Annotated in this window: 14 protein-coding genes, 2 tRNA genes and 3 rRNA genes; 8 read left to right on the forward strand and 11 right to left on the reverse strand. The window is 59.8% G+C overall.

Going from position 1 to position 22,659, the window contains the following annotated elements; translation table 11 throughout:
• Positions 1 to 26 precede the first annotated feature (26 nt).
• The 6 genes from C4Q26_RS05855 (at position 27) to C4Q26_RS05880 (ending at position 5,771) form a co-directional block, all read left to right on the forward strand.
• A complete protein-coding gene (locus C4Q26_RS05855) occupies positions 27 to 905 on the forward strand; it encodes an SMP-30/gluconolactonase/LRE family protein (RefSeq protein ID WP_023379112.1) in 879 nt (292 codons plus the stop codon).
• 66 nt (positions 906 to 971) lie between these two features.
• The gene (locus C4Q26_RS05860; RefSeq protein WP_023379111.1) at positions 972 to 1,943 is read left to right on the forward strand and encodes a TRAP transporter substrate-binding protein; all 972 of its coding nucleotides are present in this window, start codon (positions 972 to 974) and stop codon (positions 1,941 to 1,943) included.
• Positions 1,944 to 2,010: 67 nt separating this feature from the next.
• Positions 2,011 to 2,538 carry a TRAP transporter small permease gene (locus C4Q26_RS05865; protein ID WP_023379110.1) on the forward strand — a complete coding sequence of 176 codons (528 nt, stop codon included), beginning with the start codon at positions 2,011 to 2,013 and terminating at the stop codon, positions 2,536 to 2,538.
• Positions 2,539 to 3,819, forward strand: a complete 1,281-nt coding sequence (locus C4Q26_RS05870) for a TRAP transporter large permease (RefSeq protein WP_104882881.1) — start codon at positions 2,539 to 2,541, stop codon at positions 3,817 to 3,819.
• A gap of 134 nt (positions 3,820 to 3,953) precedes the next feature.
• On the forward strand, positions 3,954 to 4,877 hold the full coding sequence (locus tag C4Q26_RS05875; RefSeq protein ID WP_104882882.1) for an EamA family transporter: 924 nt from the start codon (positions 3,954 to 3,956) through the stop codon (positions 4,875 to 4,877).
• Positions 4,878 to 4,901: 24 nt separating this feature from the next.
• Positions 4,902 to 5,771: an aldose 1-epimerase gene (locus tag C4Q26_RS05880; RefSeq protein ID WP_104882883.1), complete on the forward strand. Its 870-nt coding sequence runs from the start codon at positions 4,902 to 4,904 to the stop codon at positions 5,769 to 5,771.
• 25 nt (positions 5,772 to 5,796) lie between these two features.
• Here the strand turns inward: C4Q26_RS05880 and C4Q26_RS05885 are convergent, their stop codons facing one another.
• From C4Q26_RS05885 to C4Q26_RS05930, 10 genes are all read right to left on the reverse strand, one after another.
• Positions 5,797 to 6,693 carry a LysR family transcriptional regulator gene (locus C4Q26_RS05885; protein ID WP_023379106.1) on the reverse strand — a complete coding sequence of 299 codons (897 nt, stop codon included), beginning with the start codon at positions 6,691 to 6,693 and terminating at the stop codon, positions 5,797 to 5,799.
• A gap of 89 nt (positions 6,694 to 6,782) precedes the next feature.
• Entirely contained in the window at positions 6,783 to 8,798 is a 2,016-nt protein-coding gene (locus tag C4Q26_RS05890) for a pyridoxamine 5'-phosphate oxidase family protein (protein WP_104882884.1), read from the reverse strand.
• Between the two features lie 19 nt (positions 8,799 to 8,817).
• Positions 8,818 to 9,447, reverse strand: a complete 630-nt coding sequence (locus tag C4Q26_RS05895) for a glutathione S-transferase family protein (RefSeq protein ID WP_023379104.1) — start codon at positions 9,445 to 9,447, stop codon at positions 8,818 to 8,820.
• A 167-nt stretch (positions 9,448 to 9,614) separates the two neighbouring features.
• Positions 9,615 to 10,169 (reverse strand): UPF0149 family protein, encoded by a 555-nt coding sequence (locus tag C4Q26_RS05900; protein WP_023379103.1) that lies wholly within the window; start codon positions 10,167 to 10,169, stop codon positions 9,615 to 9,617.
• A 143-nt stretch (positions 10,170 to 10,312) separates the two neighbouring features.
• Positions 10,313 to 11,956 (reverse strand): acetolactate synthase large subunit, encoded by a 1,644-nt coding sequence (locus C4Q26_RS05905; RefSeq protein WP_023379102.1) that lies wholly within the window; start codon positions 11,954 to 11,956, stop codon positions 10,313 to 10,315.
• Positions 11,957 to 12,257: 301 nt separating this feature from the next.
• Positions 12,258 to 12,373, reverse strand: a 5S ribosomal RNA gene (gene rrf / locus C4Q26_RS05910).
• Between the two features lie 130 nt (positions 12,374 to 12,503).
• A 23S ribosomal RNA gene (locus C4Q26_RS05915) occupies positions 12,504 to 15,395 on the reverse strand.
• A gap of 233 nt (positions 15,396 to 15,628) precedes the next feature.
• Positions 15,629 to 15,704, reverse strand: a tRNA-Ala gene (locus C4Q26_RS05920).
• Between the two features lie 6 nt (positions 15,705 to 15,710).
• A tRNA-Ile gene (locus C4Q26_RS05925) sits at positions 15,711 to 15,787 on the reverse strand.
• Between the two features lie 77 nt (positions 15,788 to 15,864).
• Positions 15,865 to 17,401 (reverse strand): 16S ribosomal RNA (locus tag C4Q26_RS05930).
• The 16S, 23S and 5S rRNA genes sit together here with 2 tRNA genes alongside, the layout of an rRNA operon.
• A 458-nt stretch (positions 17,402 to 17,859) precedes the next feature.
• On the opposite strand from C4Q26_RS05930, the gene C4Q26_RS05935 reads away from it, so the two are divergent.
• Positions 17,860 to 18,750: a formate/nitrite transporter family protein gene (locus tag C4Q26_RS05935; protein WP_023379100.1), complete on the forward strand. Its 891-nt coding sequence runs from the start codon at positions 17,860 to 17,862 to the stop codon at positions 18,748 to 18,750.
• A 3-nt stretch (positions 18,751 to 18,753) separates the two neighbouring features.
• On the opposite strand, the gene C4Q26_RS05940 is transcribed toward C4Q26_RS05935, so the two are convergent.
• Positions 18,754 to 19,848, reverse strand: a complete 1,095-nt coding sequence (locus C4Q26_RS05940) for an MBL fold metallo-hydrolase (protein ID WP_104884029.1) — start codon at positions 19,846 to 19,848, stop codon at positions 18,754 to 18,756.
• A 221-nt stretch (positions 19,849 to 20,069) separates the two neighbouring features.
• Between C4Q26_RS05940 and C4Q26_RS05945 the strand changes: the two genes are divergently transcribed.
• Positions 20,070 to 22,655, forward strand: coding sequence for an EAL domain-containing protein (locus C4Q26_RS05945; RefSeq protein ID WP_023379098.1), 2,586 nt, complete (start codon positions 20,070 to 20,072; stop codon positions 22,653 to 22,655).
• Positions 22,656 to 22,659: the final 4 nt, after the last annotated feature.

Here is a 22,659-nt window from a genome sequence, read left to right on the forward strand (position 1 = left end):
TCCACGGCGCGCCAGGAGGTACGGCCATGAACTGCGAACTGATCGTCGACGCCCGCAACGGCACCGGCGAAAGCCCCGTGTGGCACCCCCTCGAACAAGCCCTGTACTGGGTCGACATTCCCGCCCGCCAGCTGCATCGCTGGCAGGGAGACGGCAGCCACGACGTCTGGCAAGGCGAGGAAATGCTCGCCTGCATCGCCCGTGGCGAGCAGGGTTGGATCGCTGGCATGCAGACCGGCATCTTCCAGCTTCGAAGCAGGTCGGACGGTACCCTCGACAGCCGCCTGCTGAGCGCCGTCGAACATGCCCAGGCAGGCATGCGCTTCAACGATGGCCGTTGCGACCGCCAAGGCCGCTTCTGGGCCGGCACCATGCTCATGGACATGCAGCAAGGCGCCCATGTCGGCGCCCTGTACCGCCATGATGGCGAAGGCCAGATGCACGTGCATCTCAAGGACATGATCGTGCCCAACGGCCTGGCATTCAGCCCCGATGGCACACGCATGTACTTATCCGACTCGCACCCCAACGTGCAGAAGATCTGGGCCTTCGACTACGACATCGACAGCGGCACCCCACACAACCAGCGTCTGTTCGTCGACATGCGCGCCTACCCCGGTCGGCCCGACGGCGCCGCTGTCGACGCAGACGGCTGCTATTGGATCTGCGGTAACGACGCCGGCCAGATCCACCGTTTCAGCCCTGACGGCCGTCTCGACCGCTCATTGAGCGTGCCGGTGAAAAAACCGGCGATGTGCGCCTTCGGGGGCGCCCACCTCGACACCCTGTTCGTCACGTCGATTCGCCCCCCAGGCATCGACCTCTCCGACCAGCCATTGGCTGGGGGAGTGTTTGCCTTGAACCCTGGCGTCCAAGGCCTGGAGGAACCTGCCTACCGGGGCTGAAACGCCACCTGCCGCACCTACACCGACACGTACGAAACCAGATAATAAAAAACACGGAGTTTCATCATGACGTTCAAACGCAAGCTGCTTCTTGCCGTACTCCCGTTCACTTTCACCCTGTCCTCCACCGCTTCGGCGCTGGACATCAAGTTCGCCGAGATTCACCCCGCCGGCTACCCGACCGTGGTCGCCGAACAGAACATGGGCAAGAAACTCGAAGCGGCCAGCAATGGCGATATCACCTTCAAGATGTTCGCCGGCGGCGTGCTGGGCTCCGAGAAGGAAGTCATCGAGCAAGCACAGATCGGTGCCGTGCAAATGACCCGCGTGAGCTTGGGGATCGTCGGCCCGGTAGTGCCTGACGTGAACGTGTTCAACATGCCATTCGTATTCCGCGACCACGACCACATGCGCAAAGTCATCGACGGCGAAATCGGCCAGGAGATTCTCGACAAGATCACCAACTCCGAATTCAACCTGGTGGCCCTGGCCTGGATGGACGGCGGGACCCGTAACCTCTACACCAAGCACCCGGTGCGCAGCATCGACGATCTCAAGGGCATGAAGATTCGCGTGCAAGGCAACCCGGTGTTCATCGATATGATGAACGCCATGGGCGGCAATGGCATCGCGATGGACACCGGCGAAATCTTCAGCGCCTTGCAGACGGGCGTCATCGACGGGGCCGAGAACAACCCGCCGACCCTGCTTGAGCACAACCATTTCCAGAACGCCAAGTACTACACCCTGACCGGGCATCTGATCCTTCCGGAACCGGTGGTGATGTCCAAGACCACCTGGAACAAGCTGACCCCCGAGCAGCAGGCGCTGGTCAAGAAGGTCGCCCGTGAAGCGCAAATGGAAGAGCGTGCGCTATGGGACGCCAAGTCCATTGCCAGCGAAGAGAAGCTCAAGGCCGCCGGTGTCGAGTTCATCGCCGTCGACAAGAAGCCGTTCTACGATGCCACCGCTGCGGTGCGCGAGAAGTACGGCGCGCAATACGCCGACCTGATGAAGCGTATCGCCGACGTCCAGTGACGCCGGCTCCGTTCCCAGATGACCCCTGCAGTGCGGTTTTCGCCGCCCTGCAGCTTCGGTGATGCCAATGAAAAACCTTTTCCTGCGTGTGAATGACAGGTTGTACAGCAGTTGCATCTGGATCGCGGGCCTGGCGGTACTGGCCATGTCGCTGATCATCCCTTGGGGCATCTTCGCCCGTTACGTCCTGGGCACTGGTTCCAGTTGGCCGGAGCCTGTGGCCATTCTGCTGATGGTGTTGTTCACCTTCGTCGGTGCCGCCGCCAGTTACCGGGCCGGCGCACACATGGCCGTAGCAATGGTCACCGACCGTCTGCCCGCACCAACCCGTCGCTCGGTGGCCGTACTGGTGCAGCTGCTGATGGTCGTGGTGTGCATCTTCATGACCTGGTACGGCACCCAGCTGTGCATCACCACCTGGAACCAGTACATGGCTTCTCTGCCTGCGGTGCGGGTAGGCATGAGCTATGCACCGATCCCGGTTGGAGGTGTGCTGACCCTGATCTTCGTGCTGGAAAAACTCATGCTGGGCGATCAGAGCAACCGCAAGGTCGTGCGCTTCGACCTGGTGGAAGAAAGCGAAGGAGCGGTGTAAATGGATGCGTTCATTCTGTTGGGCAGCTTCATCCTGCTGATTCTGCTGGGCATGCCGGTGGCCTACGCGCTAGGCATGGCGGCACTGATCGGTGCGTGGTGGATCGACATCCCGTTGCAAGCGATGATGATCCAGGTCGCCAGCGGGGTTAACAAGTTCTCGCTACTGGCCATTCCCTTCTTCGTGCTGGCCGGCGCGATCATGGCCGAGGGTGGCATGTCACGCCGGCTGGTGGCTTTCGCCGGGGTGCTGGTGGGCTTCGTACGCGGTGGCCTGTCACTGGTCAACATCACGGCCTCGACCTTCTTCGGCGCCATCTCCGGCTCATCGGTGGCCGACACCGCGTCGGTCGGTTCGGTGCTGATCCCGGAGATGGAACGCAAGGGCTACCCACGCGAGTTCTCCACCGCCGTCACGGTCAGTGGCTCGGTGCAGGCATTGCTGACCCCGCCAAGCCACAACTCGGTGCTGTACTCGCTGGCGGCCGGCGGCACGGTATCGATCGCCTCGCTGTTCATGGCCGGCGTCATGCCTGGGTTGCTGCTGAGCGCAGTGATGATGGGCCTGTGCCTGATCTTCGCCAAGAAGCGCAACTACCCAAAGGGCGAGGTGATTCCGCTGCGCCAGGCGCTGAAGATCGCCGGTGAGGCGCTCTGGGGCCTGATGGCCATGGTGATCATCCTCGGCGGCATCCTGTCGGGGGTGTTCACCGCAACCGAATCGGCCGCAGTGGCGGTGGTGTGGTCGTTCTTCGTGACTATGTTCATCTACCGCGACTACAAGTGGCGCGACCTGCCCAAGCTGATGCATCGCACGGTACGCACCATCTCCATCGTGATGATCCTGATCGGCTTCGCGGCCAGCTTCGGCTACGTGATGACCCTGATGCAGATCCCGTCGAAGATCACCACCGCGTTCCTGACCCTGTCGGACAACCGCTATGTGATCCTGATGTGCATCAACTTCATGCTGCTGCTGTTGGGCACCGTGATGGACATGGCACCGCTGATCCTGATCCTCACCCCGATCCTGCTGCCGGTGATCACGGGTATCGGTGTGGACCCGGTGCACTTCGGCATGATCATGCTGGTGAACCTAGGCATAGGCCTGATCACGCCGCCAGTGGGGGCCGTGCTGTTCGTAGGGTCGGCCATCGGCAAGGTCAGTATCGAGGCCACGGTGAAGGCGTTGCTGCCGTTCTACCTGGCGCTGTTCCTGGTGCTGATAGCGGTGACTTACATCCCGGCTATCTCATTATGGCTGCCTAGCATCGTGCTTTAGGTGGCCTTGTTTGGGGCCACGATGTGGCCCATCGCCGGTAAGTCGGCGTCTGCAGGGTGAGTGTGGAACCTGCAGGAGCCAGCTTGCCGGCGATAAACCGCAAGACAGCCCGTCTTTGCAAATGGATCCTGCACATGGCTTTCCCCTCCTGCGCTGCTACCCTGTTTCCCCGCAAGCTGGCGATCGCTCTGCTGGCGTTGCTGGCCTGCTCGTTCGCCGCCAACCACGTCGCCGCGCGCATCGCTTTCGATGACGGCACCGGTGTGTTGCTGGCAATCCTTTGCCGCTCCGGCATTACCTTCCTGGTACTGGCCTGCCTGCTGGTGTGGCAGCGCCAAGGGCTGAGCCTGCCGGCTGGCACGCGGGGCTGGCAGTTGCTGCTCGGTTTGCTGATCGCCACCCAGAGCCTGTGCCTGTATTCGGCGGTGGCACGTATTCCGGTGGCCCTGGCGTTACTGGTGGGCAACACCTTCCCGATGTTACTGGCACTGCTCACCTGGACACTGGGCGGCCCACGCCCGACCGGCCGAACGGTGTTGTTCATGGGGCTGATTCTATGCGGCCTGGTATTGGCACTGGACGTACCCGCGCGAATGGCCGACAGCAGCGATGCCAATCCGCACTGGGCCCTGGGCGTTGGCCTTGCCTTCTGCGCCGCATGCGCCTTCGCCTGCGGTTTGTGGATCACCGATCACAAACTGGCCGGCGTACGCGGGCCAGTACGCAGCCTGCTGACCTTGCTGGTGGTGTTCTCCAGCATGCTGGTCGCTGGTGTGAGCGGTGTGATGCCATCGGGGTTGTCGCTCCCGGGCAGTATCGGCGGCTGGGTGGCCCTGGCCAGCCTGGTGGTGCTTTACGGCTTGGCCTTCAGCCTGCTGTTCGTCTGTGTGCCACGGCTGAACATGGCCCAGAACGCACCCGTGATGAACGTAGAGCCGATCGCTACCTTGCTGCTGGGCTGGGCCTTGCTCGACCAGCGCCTAAGCGCGCTGCAACTGGTCGGCGGTGCCGTGGTGGTGTGCGGGATCGTGTTGCTGACCTACCGCAAGGCAAGCTGATCTCCACGCTTGAAGGAGTCGTTGATGGCTGTAACCGAGCTGCACCTGCAGGACCGCCTGACCCGGCTGAGCCTCACGCCCGACCTGGGCGCCAGCCTGATCAACTGGGAGGCCAAGTCCACCGGACAGGCGCTGCTGCGTCACTCCGACCCGACCGCGCTGGCCAGCGGAACACCACGGCAACTGGCGTGCTATCCGCTGGCGCCCTGGTCCAACCGGATTGCCGAAGGCGGTTTCGCACGGCCCGACGGGTGGCAGGCGCTGGCCCCCAACACCGCCCATGACCCCTACCCAATTCATGGCAGCGCCTGGCAACAGGCCTGGCATGTGGACCTTCACCGCGAGCACCACGCAAGGCTGACGCTCGTCAGTGAACAGCCATTCGCGTACCGGGCGACACTGGATGTACATCTGCTCGAAGGGTGCCTGAAACTCGACTTGCGCGTGACGCACCTGGACCAGGTCGCTACCTGGTATGGGTTGGGGCTGCACCCCTACTTCCCGCGCTATCCCGACACCCAGATACAGGCTGCCGCGCGCCATGTGTGGCTGGCCGAGCCAGATCGGCTGCCGTCGTATCAGGCTGCAATACCTCCGGACTGGAACTTTGAAGCCCCCGGACTGCTGCCGGAGACGCTGGTCGATCATGCGTTCAGTGGATGGACGGGAGACTGCATCATCGAGCAGCCGGGTGCGGGGTATCGTTTGGAATGCAGGGCCCGTGGCACCGAGCATTTTCTGTTGTACTGCCCGCCGGGACAGGCGTTCTTCTGCTTCGAGCCGGTCAGCCATCCGATCAATGCCCATCACTTGCCGGGGCGGCCGGGGTTGCGGTTGTTGCAGCAAGGGCAAGCGATGAGTCTGGGTTTCAGCTTGCGCTACCGAGGGCCTTAGACGACGCCTCCCTTGCCATGTGGTCTCAGTCCAGGTGTTGCGCCCGTAATGTTTGCGCCAGCATGTCGATGAAGGTCCTGACCTTCGAGGAGCCGTACTTGCTCTCGCGGTGCAGCACATGGATGGGCCAGGGCGCCTCTTCGTACTCGGCCAGAATCACCTGCAACTTTCCGCTGGCGACTTCTTCGACCACCTGGTACGACAACAGCCGCGCGATACCCAAACCGCCGACAGCCGCGGCAATCGCGCCATCGTTGCTGGTCACCGTCAGTCGGGGCTTCATCCGCACCATGGTCGGCTCGTCGGTCAGGCCGAAACGCCAGCCGGCCTTCGGCGACAGGGTGGTGGTGGCGATCACGGAATGCTCCAGCAGATCCGACGGGTGCAGGGGCACACCATGCCGGGCCAGGTAGTCGGGCGATGCACACAGCATCCGGCGCACCCTGCCGACGCGCAGGGCCTTGAGTCCGGAGTCGGGCAGTGGCCCGATGCGCACCGCCACATCCATGCCCTCCTCCACCATGTTCACGATTCGGTCCAGGAAGTACGCAGATACATCCACCTCGGGATACTGCTGCAAGTAGCGGACGATGCACGGCATGACGAACTTCTTGCCGAACAGGATCGGCGCCGTCACCGCCAGTTCGCCCCTGGGCGTGGCGTTGATGCCGGCTGCCGCTTCGTTGGCTTCGTGAATGCTGGCCAGGATGTGCCGGGTGTCCTCCAGGTAACGGCTACCGGCCTCGGTAAGGCGTACGCTGCGGGTAGTGCGCAGCAACAGCTTGACCCCAAGCTGTTCTTCCAGGGCACTGACAGCCCGGGTGACTGCCGCTGGCGAGATGTCCAGATGACGGGCCGCGGCGGCAAAGCTTTCCAGCTCGCCAACGGCTACGAACACCTTCATCAGGTGAATCTGATCCATGCCGGCTCCTGAGTATCGTGGGTTGTGTATTGTCCGCACCGGCCCGGTCGCCGACAAGCCAACGCCTGCAACGTTCGCTCATCTTCGTATCAAAGGTCCAGAACCAATCCGCGCTCCTGCGCCTGGGCCGGTACTGCACAGCAGATCAGCACCGTACCGCTTTCCGGCATTTCGGCTGGCGGGTTCGGGTAATGCACCTGGCCACTCACCAGCCGGGCCTTGCAGGTCCCGCATGAGCCTCCTCGGCAACTGAAATCAGGCGACAAGCCTCGTGCTTCGGCAAGTTCCAGCAAGCTGCCAGCGCCCGGCGTCCATCGTGCCTCCTTGGCCGACGCAGCGAAATACACCGGCACCGGCTCACTGGCTGCCGGCGGTTGTTGCAGCACCGGTCGATCGCCATCGGTGTGACGACGCAACGTCGAGGGACCGAAGGCCTCTGCGTGGATGCGGCCATCGGGCACATTCACCGTGCGCAGTCCGTCGTAGATGTCCTGGGTGAAACTGGCTGGGCCACACAGGTAGAAGTCATAGTCGTCCAGCGCCAGCGTTGCCTTGATCTGCTCGATGCCAAGGCGGCCGGTATGTTCGTAGTCGCGCCCTGCTACGGCGTCTGCCTCCGGCTGGCTCAGGGATCGATGCACGCTCAGCAGCTCTCCTGCCTGCTGGCGCAAGCCGGCCAGTTCCTGCTGGAAAGGCAGGTCGGCAAGGCTGCGCGCGCCGTGGAACAGATGAATGCGCCGGGGCATAGGACTGGCCAGCTGCGCACGCAACATGGCGATCAACGGGGTGATCCCCACACCTGCCGCAACCAGCACGATCGGCCGCTGACTTTCGCTGTTCAAGATAAAGTTGCCCATCGGCAGACGCACCTCAAGCAGGTCGCCGACGGCGATTCGCTCATGCAGGTGGCGGGAAGCCGGGCCCTGGGCTTTGACACTGATACGCACGAAACCGTCAGAGGACGCGCAGGACAAGCTGTAGGTACGAACCAATGGCGCAGCGTCCCCCTGCGGGATACGCACGGGCAGGTGTTGCCCTGGCGCGAATGGCACCGGCTCACCTGGAGCAAGGTAGAACGAGCGAATGTCGCGGCTTTCCTGCTCCATCCGGACCACTCGCCAGCTCAACCATTGCCGTTGGCGCTGTACCTGTTGCATGCGCTGCTCGGCCTCGGTCCAGGTGCCAGTCGCAAGGCTCGTGGGCGCATATTCCTGAAATGCCCAACGTAGCGACAACGCCGCTGGCCGCAGCACCACATGCGTCACCTCCAGGGTCCAGATGCGCTCGGCGCCTTCGAATGCCGTGATCAAAGGGCTTTGCAGGATCACTTCGGCGCGCCCGGACACCTGCAACACATTGCCCGTGGTGAAATCGACGAACAACAGGCCCGCCACCGGGTTCTCGACCAGATTGCCAAGGGTGTTGAAATGCAGGTTGCCGGCGTAGTCGGGAACGGTCAGGCGATTGCCTTCGACCCGAACGAAGCCGGGACGACCACCGCGATGGGACACATCCACTGAGCGACGCCCATCCTCATGATCGATGAAGCTGGCGACAAAGAAGGTGTCGGCGTTCTCGATCATGGCACGGGTCGTCTCATCCAGCCCGGCCGAGTCTCGGCGTTGCTGGGCGGGCTCATCGACGCGTACGTAATTGCGCAGCTGGATGTACTGCGGGCAGTTGCCGAACGACTGCTCGACGCTCACCTCCAGTTGCTCGGCCGAAGCCTGGCGGATCAGCCCGTTCATGCGGTTGCGTCGACGGGTATGCAGTTCGATGCCAAGCAGGCCGACGGCGTCGCCTGTGGCCAGGCCTGGCGCTGCTGGATCGTCGCTGGCCGGTGGCGTGCTGATCAGCAATGTCCGAGGGTCGGGCGAACTGACGAAGCCTTCCGCGCCTTCGAGCAGTGTCGCCCAGGGGTTGCCCTGTGGGTCCACCGCTCCAATTACCATGAACGGCAGTTGCTGGTAAAAGGCGCGGTGTTGATCGGGCATGTAGTCTCGAATGACCTTCTGTCCGAATACCTCCATGCGTTCTGCAACGCCAACGTGCTCCTGCAGTCGCTTTTCACCTGCGTGCCAGGGCGATCCGGTGCGTTCTTGCATGGCGGCATTCCTCAAAGGTTCAGACGGTGGTTTGAAGGCCTATGGCCGTACGTGGCATCGGCACGAAGCCCGGCAGTGCCTCGACGCGAGCAAGCCAGGCGCGTACGTTCGGGTAGGGTTCAAGCGAGACGTTGCCCTCGGGGGCATGAGCGATGTAAGAGTAGTTGGCGATGTCTGCGATGGTCGGGTGGTCACCCACCAGGAATGGCGACTTGGCCAGTTCGGCGTCGACCACCTTGAGCAGGGTGTGGGCACGGCCTATGACTTCGTCGGTGTTGAACGAAGCGCCGAATACCGTCACCAGGCGCGCCGCGGCTGGACCAAAGGCCACTGGCCCGGCAGCGACCGACAGCCAGCGCTGCACACGGGCTGCGCCGATCGGATCGTCCGGCAGCCAGCGCTCGCCGCCATAGGCCTTGGCCAAGTACACCAGGATGGCATTGGAATCGGCAATGACCGTGCCGTTGTCGTCGATCACAGGCACCTGGCCGAAGGGGTTGAGGGCCAGGAAGTCCGGTTGCTTATGCGCCCCCTTGGCCAGATCGACGAACACCAGCTCCGTGGGGAGCTGGAGCAGGGACAGCATCAGTTCGATGCGGTGGGCATGGCCGGACTTGGGAAAGTTGTAGAGCTTGATCGGGGTAGACATTGGCATGGCTCCAGGTCAGCACCGGGATGGGCTGGTGGAGCACATGCTGCGCTGATTCGGCTGACAGCAGAATCAGCGTGGTGGGGAAACCATAATTTCGCGCTGCGAAACAATCGCGCGGCATCCACGATTCTGTCGCCAGCAAGCTGACGACAGGATGGGTGACCTCAATGCCGTTGCTGCTTCTGATACCGATACAGTCCGCGCACGGCCTGGACGACACCTGGAACGCAGGCCTGCCGCTCATCGAAGCTCATCGAGTCGAGCAATTCGAAGTCGTCTTCCAAACCATGCAGAGAGATGGCCTTGAGCAACTGGTCCTGTTCGGGGGGCAGTGCGCTCCATTCGGCGACCTGGGTACCTCGCATATAGCCAAAGCACCACTCTTCCATGTCGACCCCGGGCCCCTGCTCGCCTTCGCGCTCTTCGAACAATGGCTCGAAGTGATCGAGGTCGTCAGCCAAGGCTTGTGCTATCTGATGGGCATAACGCAGCATCAGCGCGGTGTACGCCTCTTCAAGGGCTGAGCTCTTGAATTTCGGCACCTTGCCGCCGGCGACGGCAGGCAACCATTGTTCGGGGGTGACCGTGACTGGAGAACTGGCCAATGCAGTGAGGACGCCGTTGAGTTCGGCGAGGTTCAGCACCGAGTAATCGTTGCCGTAGGTGTACAAAAAGTCTTCGAGGCGGGCGAGTTCTTTGTCGCTGAGCGGGGCAAGCATGTGCGGACGTCCTGGGGAGTCGAATTGCGTGCACCCTAGCACATGGGGTATCCCTTCAAAAGCAATCGCCGGCAAGTCGACCCCCGTCGGTATCACAGGGTACCGGCAGGAGCCGGCTTGCCGGCGATGGAGGGCGTTACAGCTTAGACCGCCAGCGCGCGCTCACGCAGCTCGCTGTTGAGGATGCGGTCGTTCTCGCTGTAATCGACCGGGCAGTCGATCACGTGTACACCCGGGGTCTTGATGCAGTGCTCGAGCAGCGGCAGCAAGCCTTCGGCGCTTTCCACGCGGTGGCCGGTGGCGCCGTAGGCTTCGGCGTACTTGACGAAGTCCGGGTTGCCGTAATCCAGGCCGAAATCGGTGAAGCCCATGTTGGCCTGCTTCCAGCGAATCATGCCGTAGCCGTCGTCACGCAGGATCACCACGGTGATGTGCATGCCCAGACGTACTGCGGTTTCCAGCTCCTGGCTGTTCATCATGAAGCCGCCGTCGCCGCACACGGAAATCACCGGACGGTCTGGGTACACAAGGTGCGAAGCCATGGCCGATGGCAGGCCAGCGCCCATGGTCGCCAGGGCGTTGTCCAGCAGCACGGTGTTGGGCTTGTGCGCCTTGTAGTTGCGGGCGAACCAGATCTTGTAGATGCCGTTGTCCAGGGCAACGATGCCTTCGGACGGCAGCACGCGACGGATGTCGGCGACCAGGCGCTGCGGGTAAACCGGGAAGCGGTTATCGTCGGCGCCTTCGGCGATCTGCGATTCGTTCGCTTCGCGGATGGTCATCAGGCGGGTGAAGTCCCAGTGCGACGTGTCATTCAGTGCTTCGCTGATCTGCCATACCGCGTTGGCGATGTCGCCGATCACTTCTACTTGCGGGAAGTACACGGCATCGACTTCGGCGGAGCGGAAGCTGATGTGGATGACTTCGGTACCCCCACGAACCATGAAGAATGGTGGCTTCTCGATGACGTCATGACCGATGTTGATGATCAGGTCAGCGGCTTCGATGGCGCGGTGAACGAAGTCACCAGACGACAGCGCGGCGTTGCCGAGGAAGCGTGGGTGGCGCTCGTCGACCACACCTTTACCCATCTGGGTGGTGATGAATGGGATGCCGGTCTTGTCGATCAATTGCTTGAGGACCTTGGCGGTCATCTTGCGGTTGGCGCCGGCGCCGATCACCAGGATCGGGCTACGGGCCTTCTGCAGTTTCTCCACGGCAGCTTCAATGGCCACGTGCTCGGCCAGCGGGCGACGGTGCAGGCTGCGCGGGATCGGCAGGGCATCGGTCTGCTCGGCGGCGATGTCTTCCGGCAGTTCCAGGTGCACCGCGCCCGGCTTCTCTTCCTCGGCCAGACGGAAAGCTTCTCGCATGCGCGCCGGGATGTTGTCGGCCGAGGCGAACTGGTGGGTGTACTTAGTGATGGGGTCCATCATCCCGCACACGTCGATGATCTGGAAGCGGCCCTGCTTGGACTTCTTGATCGGCTTCTGGCCGGTAATCATCATCATCGGCATGCCGCCCAGGTAGGCGTACGCACTGGCGGTTACCAGGTTGGTCGCACCAGGGCCCAGGGTCGACAGGCTGACGCCGGTCTTGCCGGTCAGGCGGCCATAGGTGGCGGCCATGAAGCCCGCGGACTGCTCGTGGCGGGTCAGTACCAGCTTGATCTTCGACTTGCGCAGGGATTCCAGCAGGTCGAGGTTTTCCTCACCGGGAATGCCGAACACATACTCGACACCTTCGTTTTCCAGGCATTGCACAACGACATCGGCGGCCTTGGCCATCTTGCTTGTAACCTCAAGTGATAGGACGGTGAAAGTCCAGAAATGCGCAGCACGGTACGCTGGCATCGCTCTATCCGGGGGCCAGGAGTGCCCCGAACCTAAGCCTTGACGTAGGCAAGGCGCGGGAAAGTCACGTCACTGGATGGTTAATAATGTCGCACCTTGAGATTTATGAACAGCAATAATGGACTAACAGCAATTAGACGGAGGTCTATGCGCCGAACGGGCCCGGGGGGGTGATGATGCGCCAGAAAGACAAAACCCCTACCTGCTCACGCAGATAGGGGTTTTGCGAAATGAATCTTGACGATGACCTACTCTCACATGGGGAAACCCCACACTACCATCGGCGATGCATCGTTTCACTGCTGAGTTCGGGATGGGATCAGGTGGTTCCAATGCTCTATGGTCGTCAAGAAATTCTGTTGCCAGAATGTCGTGTAAACACTCTTGGCCAATTCGGATATGTGAATTTGTGGTCTTGCGAACTTTCGGTCGTTTCGTCTTCACCACCGCAATCTGCGTCAGCAAATTGCTTGGGTGTTATATGGTCAAGCCTCACGGGCAATTAGTATTGGTTAGCTCAACGCCTCACAGCGCTTACACACCCAACCTATCAACGTCGTAGTCTTCGACGGCCCTTTAGGGAACTCAAGGTTCCAGTGAGATCTCATCTTGAGGCAAGTTTCCCGCTTAGATGCTTTCAGCGGTTATCTCTTCCGAACATAGCTACCCGGCAATGCCACTGGCGTGACAACCGGAACACCAGAGGTTCGTCCACTCCGGTCCTCTCGTACTAGGAGCAGCCCCTCTCAAATCTCAAACGTCCACGGCAGATAGGGACCGAACTGTCTCACGACGTTCTAAACCCAGCTCGCGTACCACTTTAAATGGCGAACAGCCATACCCTTGGGACCGGCTTCAGCCCCAGGATGTGATGAGCCGACATCGAGGTGCCAAACACCGCCGTCGATATGAACTCTTGGGCGGTATCAGCCTGTTATCCCCGGAGTACCTTTTATCCGTTGAGCGATGGCCCTTCCATACAGAACCACCGGATCACTAAGACCTACTTTCGTACCTGCTCGACGTGTTTGTCTCGCAGTCAAGCGCGCTTTTGCCTTTATACTCTGCGACCGATTTCCGACCGGTCTGAGCGCACCTTCGTACTCCTCCGTTACTCTTTGGGAGGAGACCGCCCCAGTCAAACTACCCACCATACACTGTCCTCGATCCGGATAACGGACCTGAGTTAGAACCTCAAAGTTGCCAGGGTGGTATTTCAAGAATGGCTCCATGAGAACTGGCGTCCCCACTTCAAAGCCTCCCACCTATCCTACACAAGCAAATTCAAAGTCCAGTGCAAAGCTATAGTAAAGGTTCACGGGGTCTTTCCGTCTAGCCGCGGATACACTGCATCTTCACAGCGATTTCAATTTCACTGAGTCTCGGGTGGAGACAGCGCCGCCATCGTTACGCCATTCGTGCAGGTCGGAACTTACCCGACAAGGAATTTCGCTACCTTAGGACCGTTATAGTTACGGCCGCCGTTTACCGGGGCTTCGATCAAGAGCTTCGCTTGCGCTAACCCCATCAATTAACCTTCCGGCACCGGGCAGGCGTCACACCCTATACGTCCACTTTCGTGTTTGCAGAGTGCTGTGTTTTTAATAAACAGTCGCAGCGGCCTGGTATCTTCGACCGACATGGGCTTACGGAGCAAGTCCTTCACCCTCGTCGGCGCACCTTCTCCCGAAGTTACGGTGCCATTTTGCCTAGTTCCTTCACCCGAGTTCTCTCAAGCGCCTTGGTATTCTCTACCCGACCACCTGTGTCGGTTTGGGGTACGGTTCCCAGTTATCTGAAGCTTAGGAGCTTTTCTTGGAAGCATGGCATCAACCACTTCGTCGCCTAAAGGCAACTCGTCATCAGCTCTCGGCCTTAAGATCCCGGATTTGCCTAAGATCTCAGCCTACCACCTTAAACTTGGACAACCAACGCCAAGCTGGCCTAGCCTTCTCCGTCCCTCCATCGCAATAACTGGAAGTACAGGAATATTAACCTGTTTTCCATCGACTACGCTTTTCAGCCTCGCCTTAGGGACCGACTAACCCTGCGTCGATTAACGTTGCGCAGGAAACCTTGGTCTTTCGGCGTGGGAGTTTTTCACTCCCATTGTCGTTACTCATGTCAGCATTCGCACTTCTGATACCTCCAGCAAGCTTCTCAACTCACCTTCACAGGCTTACAGAACGCTCCTCTACCGCGTCATCAAAGATGACACCCGTAGCTTCGGTGCATGGTTTGAGCCCCGTTACATCTTCCGCGCAGGCCGACTCGACTAGTGAGCTATTACGCTTTCTTTAAAGGATGGCTGCTTCTAAGCCAACCTCCTAGCTGTCTAAGCCTTCCCACATCGTTTCCCACTTAACCATGACTTTGGGACCTTAGCTGACGGTCTGGGTTGTTTCCCTTTTCACGACGGACGTTAGCACCCGCCGTGTGTCTCCCATGCTCGGCACTTCCAGGTATTCGGAGTTTGCATCGGTTTGGTAAGTCGGGATGACCCCCTAGCCGAAACAGTGCTCTACCCCCTGGAGTGATACATGAGGCGCTACCTAAATAGCTTTCGAGGAGAACCAGCTATCTCCGAGCTTGATTAGCCTTTCACTCCGATCCACAGGTCATCCGCTAACTTTTCAACGGTAGTCGGTTCGGTCCTCCAGTCAGTGTTACCTAACCTTCAACCTGCCCATGGATAGATCGCCCGGTTTCGGGTCTATACCCAGCGACTAAACGCCCTATTAAGACTCGCTTTCGCTACGCCTCCCCTATTCGGTTAAGCTCGCCACTGAATATAAGTCGCTGACCCATTATACAAAAGGTACGCAGTCACCTAACAAAGTAGGCTCCCACTGCTTGTACGCATACGGTTTCAGGTTCTATTTCACTCCCCTCTCCGGGGTTCTTTTCGCCTTTCCCTCACGGTACTGGTTCACTATCGGTCAGTCAGTAGTATTTAGCCTTGGAGGATGGTCCCCCCATGTTCAGACAAAGTTTCTCGTGCTCCGTCCTACTCGATTTCATTGATAAGAGATTTTCGTGTACGGGGCTATCACCCACTATGGCCGCACTTTCCAGAGCGTTCCACTAATCTCAAATCAACTTAAGGGCTGGTCCCCGTTCGCTCGCCACTACTAAGGGAATCTCGGTTGATTTCTTTTCCTCAGGGTACTTAGATGTTTCAGTTCCCCTGGTTCGCCTCTTGCACCTATGTATTCAGTACAAGATAACCAGCTTGTGCTGGCTGGGTTCCCCCATTCAGAGATCTCTGGATCACAGTCTGTTTGCCGACTCCCCAAAGCTTATCGCAGGCTACCACGTCTTTCATCGCCTCTGACTGCCAAGGCATCCACCGTATGCGCTTCTTCACTTGACCATATAACCCCAAGCAATCTGGTTATACTGTGAAGACGACATTCGCCGAAAATTCGCATGTTGCTCAATTAAGAGCAGAACTCACAAATTTTACCTTAGCCTGACATCACACCAGTGAAAGTGCGTGTCAGTCTATCTATCACATATCCGAATTTTTAAAGAACGATCTGACAAAAGTCAGAAATCAACATTCGATCTGAATGCTCATTTCTAAGTTCTGATCAAGTAAGCGAGTGGTGGAGCCAAGCGGGATCGAACCGCTGACCTCCTGCGTGCAAGGCAGGCGCTCTCCCAGCTGAGCTATGGCCCCGCATATTGGTAGGTCTGGGCAGATTTGAACTGCCGACCTCACCCTTATCAGGGGTGCGCTCTAACCAACTGAGCTACAGACCTATATAGGGTCTTGATCGTCTTCGACAATGAATCAAGCAATTCGTGTGGGAGCTCATCAGTAGGCTGATGTCGTCGATTAAGGAGGTGATCCAGCCGCAGGTTCCCCTACGGCTACCTTGTTACGACTTCACCCCAGTCATGAATCACACCGTGGTAACCGTCCTCCCGAAGGTTAGACTAGCTACTTCTGGTGCAACCCACTCCCATGGTGTGACGGGCGGTGTGTACAAGGCCCGGGAACGTATTCACCGCGACATTCTGATTCGCGATTACTAGCGATTCCGACTTCACGCAGTCGAGTTGCAGACTGCGATCCGGACTACGATCGGTTTTGTGAGATTAGCTCCACCTCGCGGCTTGGCAACCCTCTGTACCGACCATTGTAGCACGTGTGTAGCCCAGGCCGTAAGGGCCATGATGACTTGACGTCATCCCCACCTTCCTCCGGTTTGTCACCGGCAGTCTCCTTAGAGTGCCCACCATAACGTGCTGGTAACTAAGGACAAGGGTTGCGCTCGTTACGGGACTTAACCCAACATCTCACGACACGAGCTGACGACAGCCATGCAGCACCTGTGTCAGAGTTCCCGAAGGCACCAATCCATCTCTGGAAAGTTCTCTGCATGTCAAGGCCTGGTAAGGTTCTTCGCGTTGCTTCGAATTAAACCACATGCTCCACCGCTTGTGCGGGCCCCCGTCAATTCATTTGAGTTTTAACCTTGCGGCCGTACTCCCCAGGCGGTCAACTTAATGCGTTAGCTGCGCCACTAAAATCTCAAGGATTCCAACGGCTAGTTGACATCGTTTACGGCGTGGACTACCAGGGTATCTAATCCTGTTTGCTCCCCACGCTTTCGCACCTCAGTGTCAGTATCAGTCCAGGTGGTCGCCTTCGCCACTGGTGTTCCTTCCTATATCTACGCATTTCACCGCTACACAGGAAATTCCACCACCCTCTACCGTACTCTAGCTCGCCAGTTTTGGATGCAGTTCCCAGGTTGAGCCCGGGGCTTTCACATCCAACTTAACGAACCACCTACGCGCGCTTTACGCCCAGTAATTCCGATTAACGCTTGCACCCTCTGTATTACCGCGGCTGCTGGCACAGAGTTAGCCGGTGCTTATTCTGTCGGTAACGTCAAAACAGCAAGGTATTAGCTTACTGCCCTTCCTCCCAACTTAAAGTGCTTTACAATCCGAAGACCTTCTTCACACACGCGGCATGGCTGGATCAGGCTTTCGCCCATTGTCCAATATTCCCCACTGCTGCCTCCCGTAGGAGTCTGGACCGTGTCTCAGTTCCAGTGTGACTGATCATCCTCTCAGACCAGTTACGGATCGTCGCCTTGGTGAGCCATTACCTCACCAACTAGCTAATCCGACCTAGGCTCATCTGATAGCGCAAGGCCCGAAGGTCCCCTGCTTTCTCCCGTAGGACGTATGCGGTATTAGCGTTCCTTTCGAAACGTTGTCCCCCACTACCAGGCAGATTCCTAGGCATTACTCACCCGTCCGCCGCTGAATCAAGGAGCAAGCTCCCGTCATCCGCTCGACTTGCATGTGTTAGGCCTGCCGCCAGCGTTCAATCTGAGCCATGATCAAACTCTTCAGTTCAATACTGCTTGGGTTTTTAAGAAACCCTAAACTTGGCTCAGCAATCTCAAATGACTATGTGATTTCTCGCATGGCCACTTGTGATGCTGATAATCTTTGTGACTATCAGTCCGTACTCACAAGCACCCACACGAATTGCTTGATTCAATTTGTTAAAGAGCGTTTGGCTAAGAGCGTTTCGTCTCAACCGAGGCGCGCATTCTACGCCTTCCTCATTTGCTGTCAAGCGTTTATTTTGAAGTTTTTGCGAAGCTGCTTTCTTGCAAAAGCGTTCAACTTCAACAACTTACCGCTTGCCTCGCTGCGTTTGTCGCTGCGAGGTGGCGAATAATACGCGGTTTGAAATCAGAGTCAACACCTTGATCTGAAAAAACTTTCCCCTGCCGTTCCTCGCCTCCTGCGCAACTAATGAAGACGTGCTGGATCTGTAGAGGAACACCCTATGGAGCGAAACGGCCATGCGCGAGGAACAGAACGACAAGACCCCCGGCCTGTCAGCGGACGAAGAGCAGGAGGTCAGCCAGAATCAACCGCCCAGGGCGGCGGTCTTGCACGAGATCATCCGCTTCCAGGGTGACCAGGAGCTGGAACGTACATTGGCCGCCTTGTGGTGGTCCGCGCTGGCTGCCGGGCTGAGCATGGGCCTGTCACTCATGGCCATGGGTCTGTTCTATGCCCGGCTGCCCGAGGGCGAGAGCGCCCAGGTGGTCGCCAGCATCGGCTACAGCGCAGGCTTTCTGGCGGTCATCCTGGCGCGCCAGCAGTTGTTCACCGAAAACACCCTCACCGCCGTATTGCCCGTGATGACCACTCCGACCCTGGCCAATTTCGGGCGACTGCTGCGCCTGTGGGGCGTCGTGCTGCTGGGCAACCTGGCCGGTACGCTGTTGGTCGCCTGGGTCATGCTCGAACTGCCGATTTTCGACACCAAGACCGACGTCGCCTTCCTGGAAGTGGGGCGCAAGGTCATGAAGAACGACATCGGCCAGATGTTCGCCAAAGGCATCGTCTCTGGCTGGATGATCGCCACCATGGTGTGGATGATCCCGTCGATGGAACATGCCAAGATCTGGATCATCCTGATGATCACGTATCTGATGGCGCTGGGCGACTTTACCCATATCGTCGTGGGGTCTGTGGAGGTCTCCTACCTGGTCTGGGCCGGGGAGCAGACCTGGCAGAATTTCTGGCTGGCATTCGCGCTGCCGACACTGGCCGGCAACATCATCGGGGGCAGTTTCATATTTGCCTTGATCAGCCATGCCCAGGTACGCAGCGACAGCGGCAAGCCCCCGTCGCAGCTATTGAAGGACGAGAAACGATCTTTCCGTGGACCGGATGGCCAATAGCCCTCAGCGGCTGGCCACGGCACGTTCAGGCACGCTGCCCTGCTCTGGCACGGGCCGTGGCTGCCACCAGTTCTGCCCCTCGTGAGGCGAGTCGATACTGACACGCTCGCCCATCTGCGGGGTGCACAGGCGAACCTGCGCGGCGGAGGTCAATTCGAGTATTCGTTCGAAGGGCTCCTGCCACCCATGAATGGACAGGTCGAACGTGCCATTGTGAATCGGCAGCAGCCAGCGCCCACGCAGGTCGAGGTGGGCCTGCAGACTTTGCTCGGGCTGCATGTGCACGTTCGGCCAGGCTACGTTATAGGCACCGGTCTCTATCAGGGTCAGATCGAAGGGACCAAAGCGCTCGCCGATCTGGCGAAAACCGTCGAAATAGCCGGTGTCGCCACTGAAGAACAGCTTCATCTGTTCGTCGATCACCACCCAGGACGCCCATAAGGTGCGATTGCTGTCGAACAACCCGCGCCCGGAGAAATGCTGGGCGGGTGTAGCCACGAAACGTACGCCATCGACTTCGGTCTCCTGCCACCAGTCCAATTGGGCGACCTTGTGCGCCGGCACACCCCATCCAATCAGCAGGTCTCCCACCCCCAGCGGCGCTAGAAAACGTTCGGTTTTGGGGGCGAGGCGGCGAATGGCCTGCTCGTCGAGGTGGTCGTAATGGTCATGGGACAGCACCACCGCTGCCAGCGGCGGCAAGTCGTCCAGCCCCATCGGTGGCGCATGGAAGCGCAGCGGGCCGGCCCATTGCACCGGCGAGGCACGCTCGGCGAATACGGGGTCGGTCATGAAAAACCGTCCACGCAACTTGATCAACACCGTGGAGTGGCCCAACCGCCAGAGGCTGTGATCTGGCGCATCGAGCACCTGCTGCCGGGTCATCGCCTGGAGACTGATGGCCGCTGCGGGTCGGGTTTCAGGCGGTTTGCGGATGAACAGGTACTTCAGGCCAATACGCAGTTTCTTCAACATGCCGTCCTGTGGCAGAAGCACCTGGTTGTGAAAGCGCCCGTCGCGCCGTGGCGCCAGCTCGCTGGCAGGGGTAGCCATCTGGACCATGAGCTGCAGGACTCCAAGCATGAGGAAAGCCTTCATGTTACCCCACAGCGCTCGCATCAACCGTGAAATGGCTTTTAAGGGCATTTTTCCGCGATCAAGCGCTGTTCACTCATGTCGGTGCGATCGATGCGATGAACGCTGTCATCGGTCAATTTCGCTCTCCACAAGGCCACGACACTCAAGCTGGCCTATCCTGAGTGAACCTTCCGAGGGGTTGACCTGCGGGAGCTCGGAGTTCACGAAGGAGTCGTTCGCCCATGGCCAGGACCGCCACCCTTCCTCTCGACACCCCCTCCCCGTCCCTACCGATGGGCCGTCTGGTCGCCGGCTTCTGCGCAGTATTCGGCCTCGCGTGCCTGGTGACCCTTGGGGCACTGTTCAACATCGCCGCCACCCTCGATCGACAGGAGCAGCAAAGCAGTACTTTCCATGCCACACAGGCCTTGGAGCAGCGCTTGCAGGCATCGCGACAATTTCTCTCCAGCTACGCGGTTTGGGACGCCGCCTACGAGCACCTGGCCAAGGTAGTGGACTGGCAGTGGGCGTATGAAGAGAAAAACGTCGGCGAGTCGCTTTACAGCGCCAGTGGTTACGAAGGGGTGTTCGTGGTCGATGACCAGCGCACCGGCTACGCCCTGTTCAAGGGCAAGCCCACCGAAGCTGCGGCCAGTAGTTACATCGACGCGCCGCTGGCCGACATCGTCGCCCAAGCCCGCCGTGCTGCCAGTGCACGGGAGCAAGTCACCCGTTTCGTGCTGTTCAACGGCTGGCCCGCCGTGTTGAGCGCCGCTGCGGTGCGTCCGGACAGGGACGTGCAGGACAGCGAAGTGCGGGAAGCGCCGGTCATGCTGTTCGTCGACCAGTTGACCGAAGACAAGCTGGCCCGGCTCGGCGCTGGCGCAGGCCTTGCGAACATGCACATCGAAAGAGACACACCCGGCTCACGGACGACCCAGCGTATTGCCCTGGGTGAAACCGGTTACCACCTGGCCTGGGACAGCCCATCGCCAGGGCGCCAATTGCTCTGGGCGGTACTGCCCCCGCTGCTGTGCGCGCTACTGGTATTGAGCCTGGTAATGCTGTATCTGTTCCGCCATGCCCTGCGCAGCGCCCGCGCCATCGACCTGAGTCTTGAGCGCCTGCAACAGAGCAATCGCGCCCTCGAGGCCAGCGAACAGCGTTTCAGGGCCGTGGCCGAAGCCGCTTCCGACTGGATCTGGGAAACCGACCGCCAGCAGCGCCTGACGTATCTGTCCCAGCGCTTCGTCAGCGTCACAGGCTACCCGGTCGACAGCTGGTTGGGGCAACCTATCAACCTGCTGCTGGCCTGCGATACCACGCCCCTGTCGACCTGGCTCGATGCCCAGGCCGAGGCCGACCCACAGCAACTGGCCAACCTGCGCTGTGCCTACCGCGACAGTACCGGACAGAACCGCTACTGCCGGATCTCGGCAAGGGCGATCATCTACGATGGCAAACCCTTCGGATTTCGCGGTACCGCCAGCGACATCACCGACGAGGTCGCGGCCCATGCGCGCATCCAGCATTTGTCCTTGCACGACCCGCTGACCGGGCTGGCCAATCGCAACAAGCTGTCCCGGCACCTTGAACAGGCGTTGCTGCAAGGAGGCGATGCCTGTTCGCTGACCTTGCTGTTGCTGGACCTGGACAATTTCAAACCGATCAATGATTCCCTCGGCCACGCGGCGGGTGACGCGGTGCTGCAAGAGGTGGCCACCCGCCTGCGTGATACCACTCGTGATGTGGACCTGGTGGCCCGACTGGGCGGCGACGAGTTCGTTGTGGTGCTGGATGGCATCGACAACCGCAATGAAGTCGACCGGCTATGCGCGCGCCTGGTCGAACTGCTCAAGCAGCCGATCCTGTTCGAAGAACAGCCCGTGCATATCGGCGTCAGCATGGGCATCGCCCAGACCCGCACGCAAGGCTGTGATGCCGGTGAACTGATCCGCTGTGCGGATATTGCGCTGTATCAGGCCAAGGCAGAAGGCAAGAGCACCTGGCGCTATTTCGCCCCGGAAATGAACCAGCAGATCCAGTACCGTCGCCAGCTCGAAAACGATCTGCGTCGAGCCCTGCGCAACGACGAGCTGCTGCTGTACTACCAACCACGCTACAACCTCGACGACCTGCGCATCGTCTCGGTCGAAGCGCTTGTGCGCTGGCAGCATCCTCAGGAGGGGCTGCTGGGTCCCGATACCTTCATCCCGTTGGCCGAACAAAGCGACCTGATAAACGCCCTTGGCCGGTGGGTACTGCGCGAGGCCTGCAATACCGCCTACAGCTGGCCGGACAACCTGCTGATCTCCGTCAACCTGTCGCCCGCACAGTTCTTGCGCAGCAATGTGGTGGCCGATGTGCGCCAGATCCTGCTGGAGACTGGCTTCCCGGCTCAGCGCCTGGAGCTGGAGATCACCGAAAACGTGATGCTCAATGATATCGAGGGCGCCCTGGCCACCCTGCAGGCGCTCAAGGAACTGGGCGTGCGCCTGAACATGGACGACTTTGGAACCGGTTACTCCTCGTTGGGTTACCTGCGCACCTATCCATTCGACAGCATCAAGATCGACAAGCGCTTCATCGCAGGCCTGAACAACCCCAGCGCCAGCGATCGTGCGGTGGTCCAGGCAATCATCAACCTGGGGCAAGCCATGGGGCTGACAGTCACTGCCGAGGGCGTTGAAACCGCCCAACAGCTCAAGGCCCTGGAAAACGACCGCTGCCACGAGGTGCAAGGCTTTTTCCTCAGCCGGCCGCTGGACAAGGCAGGGTTCGAGGCGTTGCTGCAGCAAGCGCCCGGCCGCTCGCTCGATGCCTCCTGAGCGT

The organism is Pseudomonas sp. SWI44 (assembly GCF_002947915.1).
GTDB classification, from domain to species: Bacteria; Pseudomonadota; Gammaproteobacteria; order Pseudomonadales; family Pseudomonadaceae; genus Aquipseudomonas; species Aquipseudomonas taiwanensis.

What these genes read in the sequence shown, in the direction of transcription:
- C4Q26_RS05855 (WP_023379112.1), top strand. Translation starts at nt 27, where the DNA reads ATGAACTGCGAACTGATCGTCGACGCCCGCAACGGCACCGGCGAAAGC.
- C4Q26_RS05860 (WP_023379111.1), top strand. Translation starts at nt 972, where the DNA reads ATGACGTTCAAACGCAAGCTGCTTCTTGCCGTACTCCCGTTCACTTTC.
- C4Q26_RS05865 (WP_023379110.1), top strand. Translation starts at nt 2,011, where the DNA reads ATGAAAAACCTTTTCCTGCGTGTGAATGACAGGTTGTACAGCAGTTGC.
- C4Q26_RS05870 (WP_104882881.1), top strand. Translation starts at nt 2,539, where the DNA reads ATGGATGCGTTCATTCTGTTGGGCAGCTTCATCCTGCTGATTCTGCTG.
- C4Q26_RS05875 (WP_104882882.1), top strand. Translation starts at nt 3,954, where the DNA reads ATGGCTTTCCCCTCCTGCGCTGCTACCCTGTTTCCCCGCAAGCTGGCG.
- C4Q26_RS05880 (WP_104882883.1), top strand. Translation starts at nt 4,902, where the DNA reads ATGGCTGTAACCGAGCTGCACCTGCAGGACCGCCTGACCCGGCTGAGC.
- C4Q26_RS05885 (WP_023379106.1), bottom strand. Translation starts at nt 6,693, where the DNA reads ATGGATCAGATTCACCTGATGAAGGTGTTCGTAGCCGTTGGCGAGCTG.
- C4Q26_RS05890 (WP_104882884.1), bottom strand. Translation starts at nt 8,798, where the DNA reads ATGCAAGAACGCACCGGATCGCCCTGGCACGCAGGTGAAAAGCGACTG.
- C4Q26_RS05895 (WP_023379104.1), bottom strand. Translation starts at nt 9,447, where the DNA reads ATGTCTACCCCGATCAAGCTCTACAACTTTCCCAAGTCCGGCCATGCC.
- C4Q26_RS05900 (WP_023379103.1), bottom strand. Translation starts at nt 10,169, where the DNA reads ATGCTTGCCCCGCTCAGCGACAAAGAACTCGCCCGCCTCGAAGACTTT.
- C4Q26_RS05905 (WP_023379102.1), bottom strand. Translation starts at nt 11,956, where the DNA reads ATGGCCAAGGCCGCCGATGTCGTTGTGCAATGCCTGGAAAACGAAGGT.
- C4Q26_RS05935 (WP_023379100.1), top strand. Translation starts at nt 17,860, where the DNA reads ATGCGCGAGGAACAGAACGACAAGACCCCCGGCCTGTCAGCGGACGAA.
- C4Q26_RS05940 (WP_104884029.1), bottom strand. Translation starts at nt 19,848, where the DNA reads ATGAAGGCTTTCCTCATGCTTGGAGTCCTGCAGCTCATGGTCCAGATG.
- C4Q26_RS05945 (WP_023379098.1), top strand. Translation starts at nt 20,070, where the DNA reads ATGGCCAGGACCGCCACCCTTCCTCTCGACACCCCCTCCCCGTCCCTA.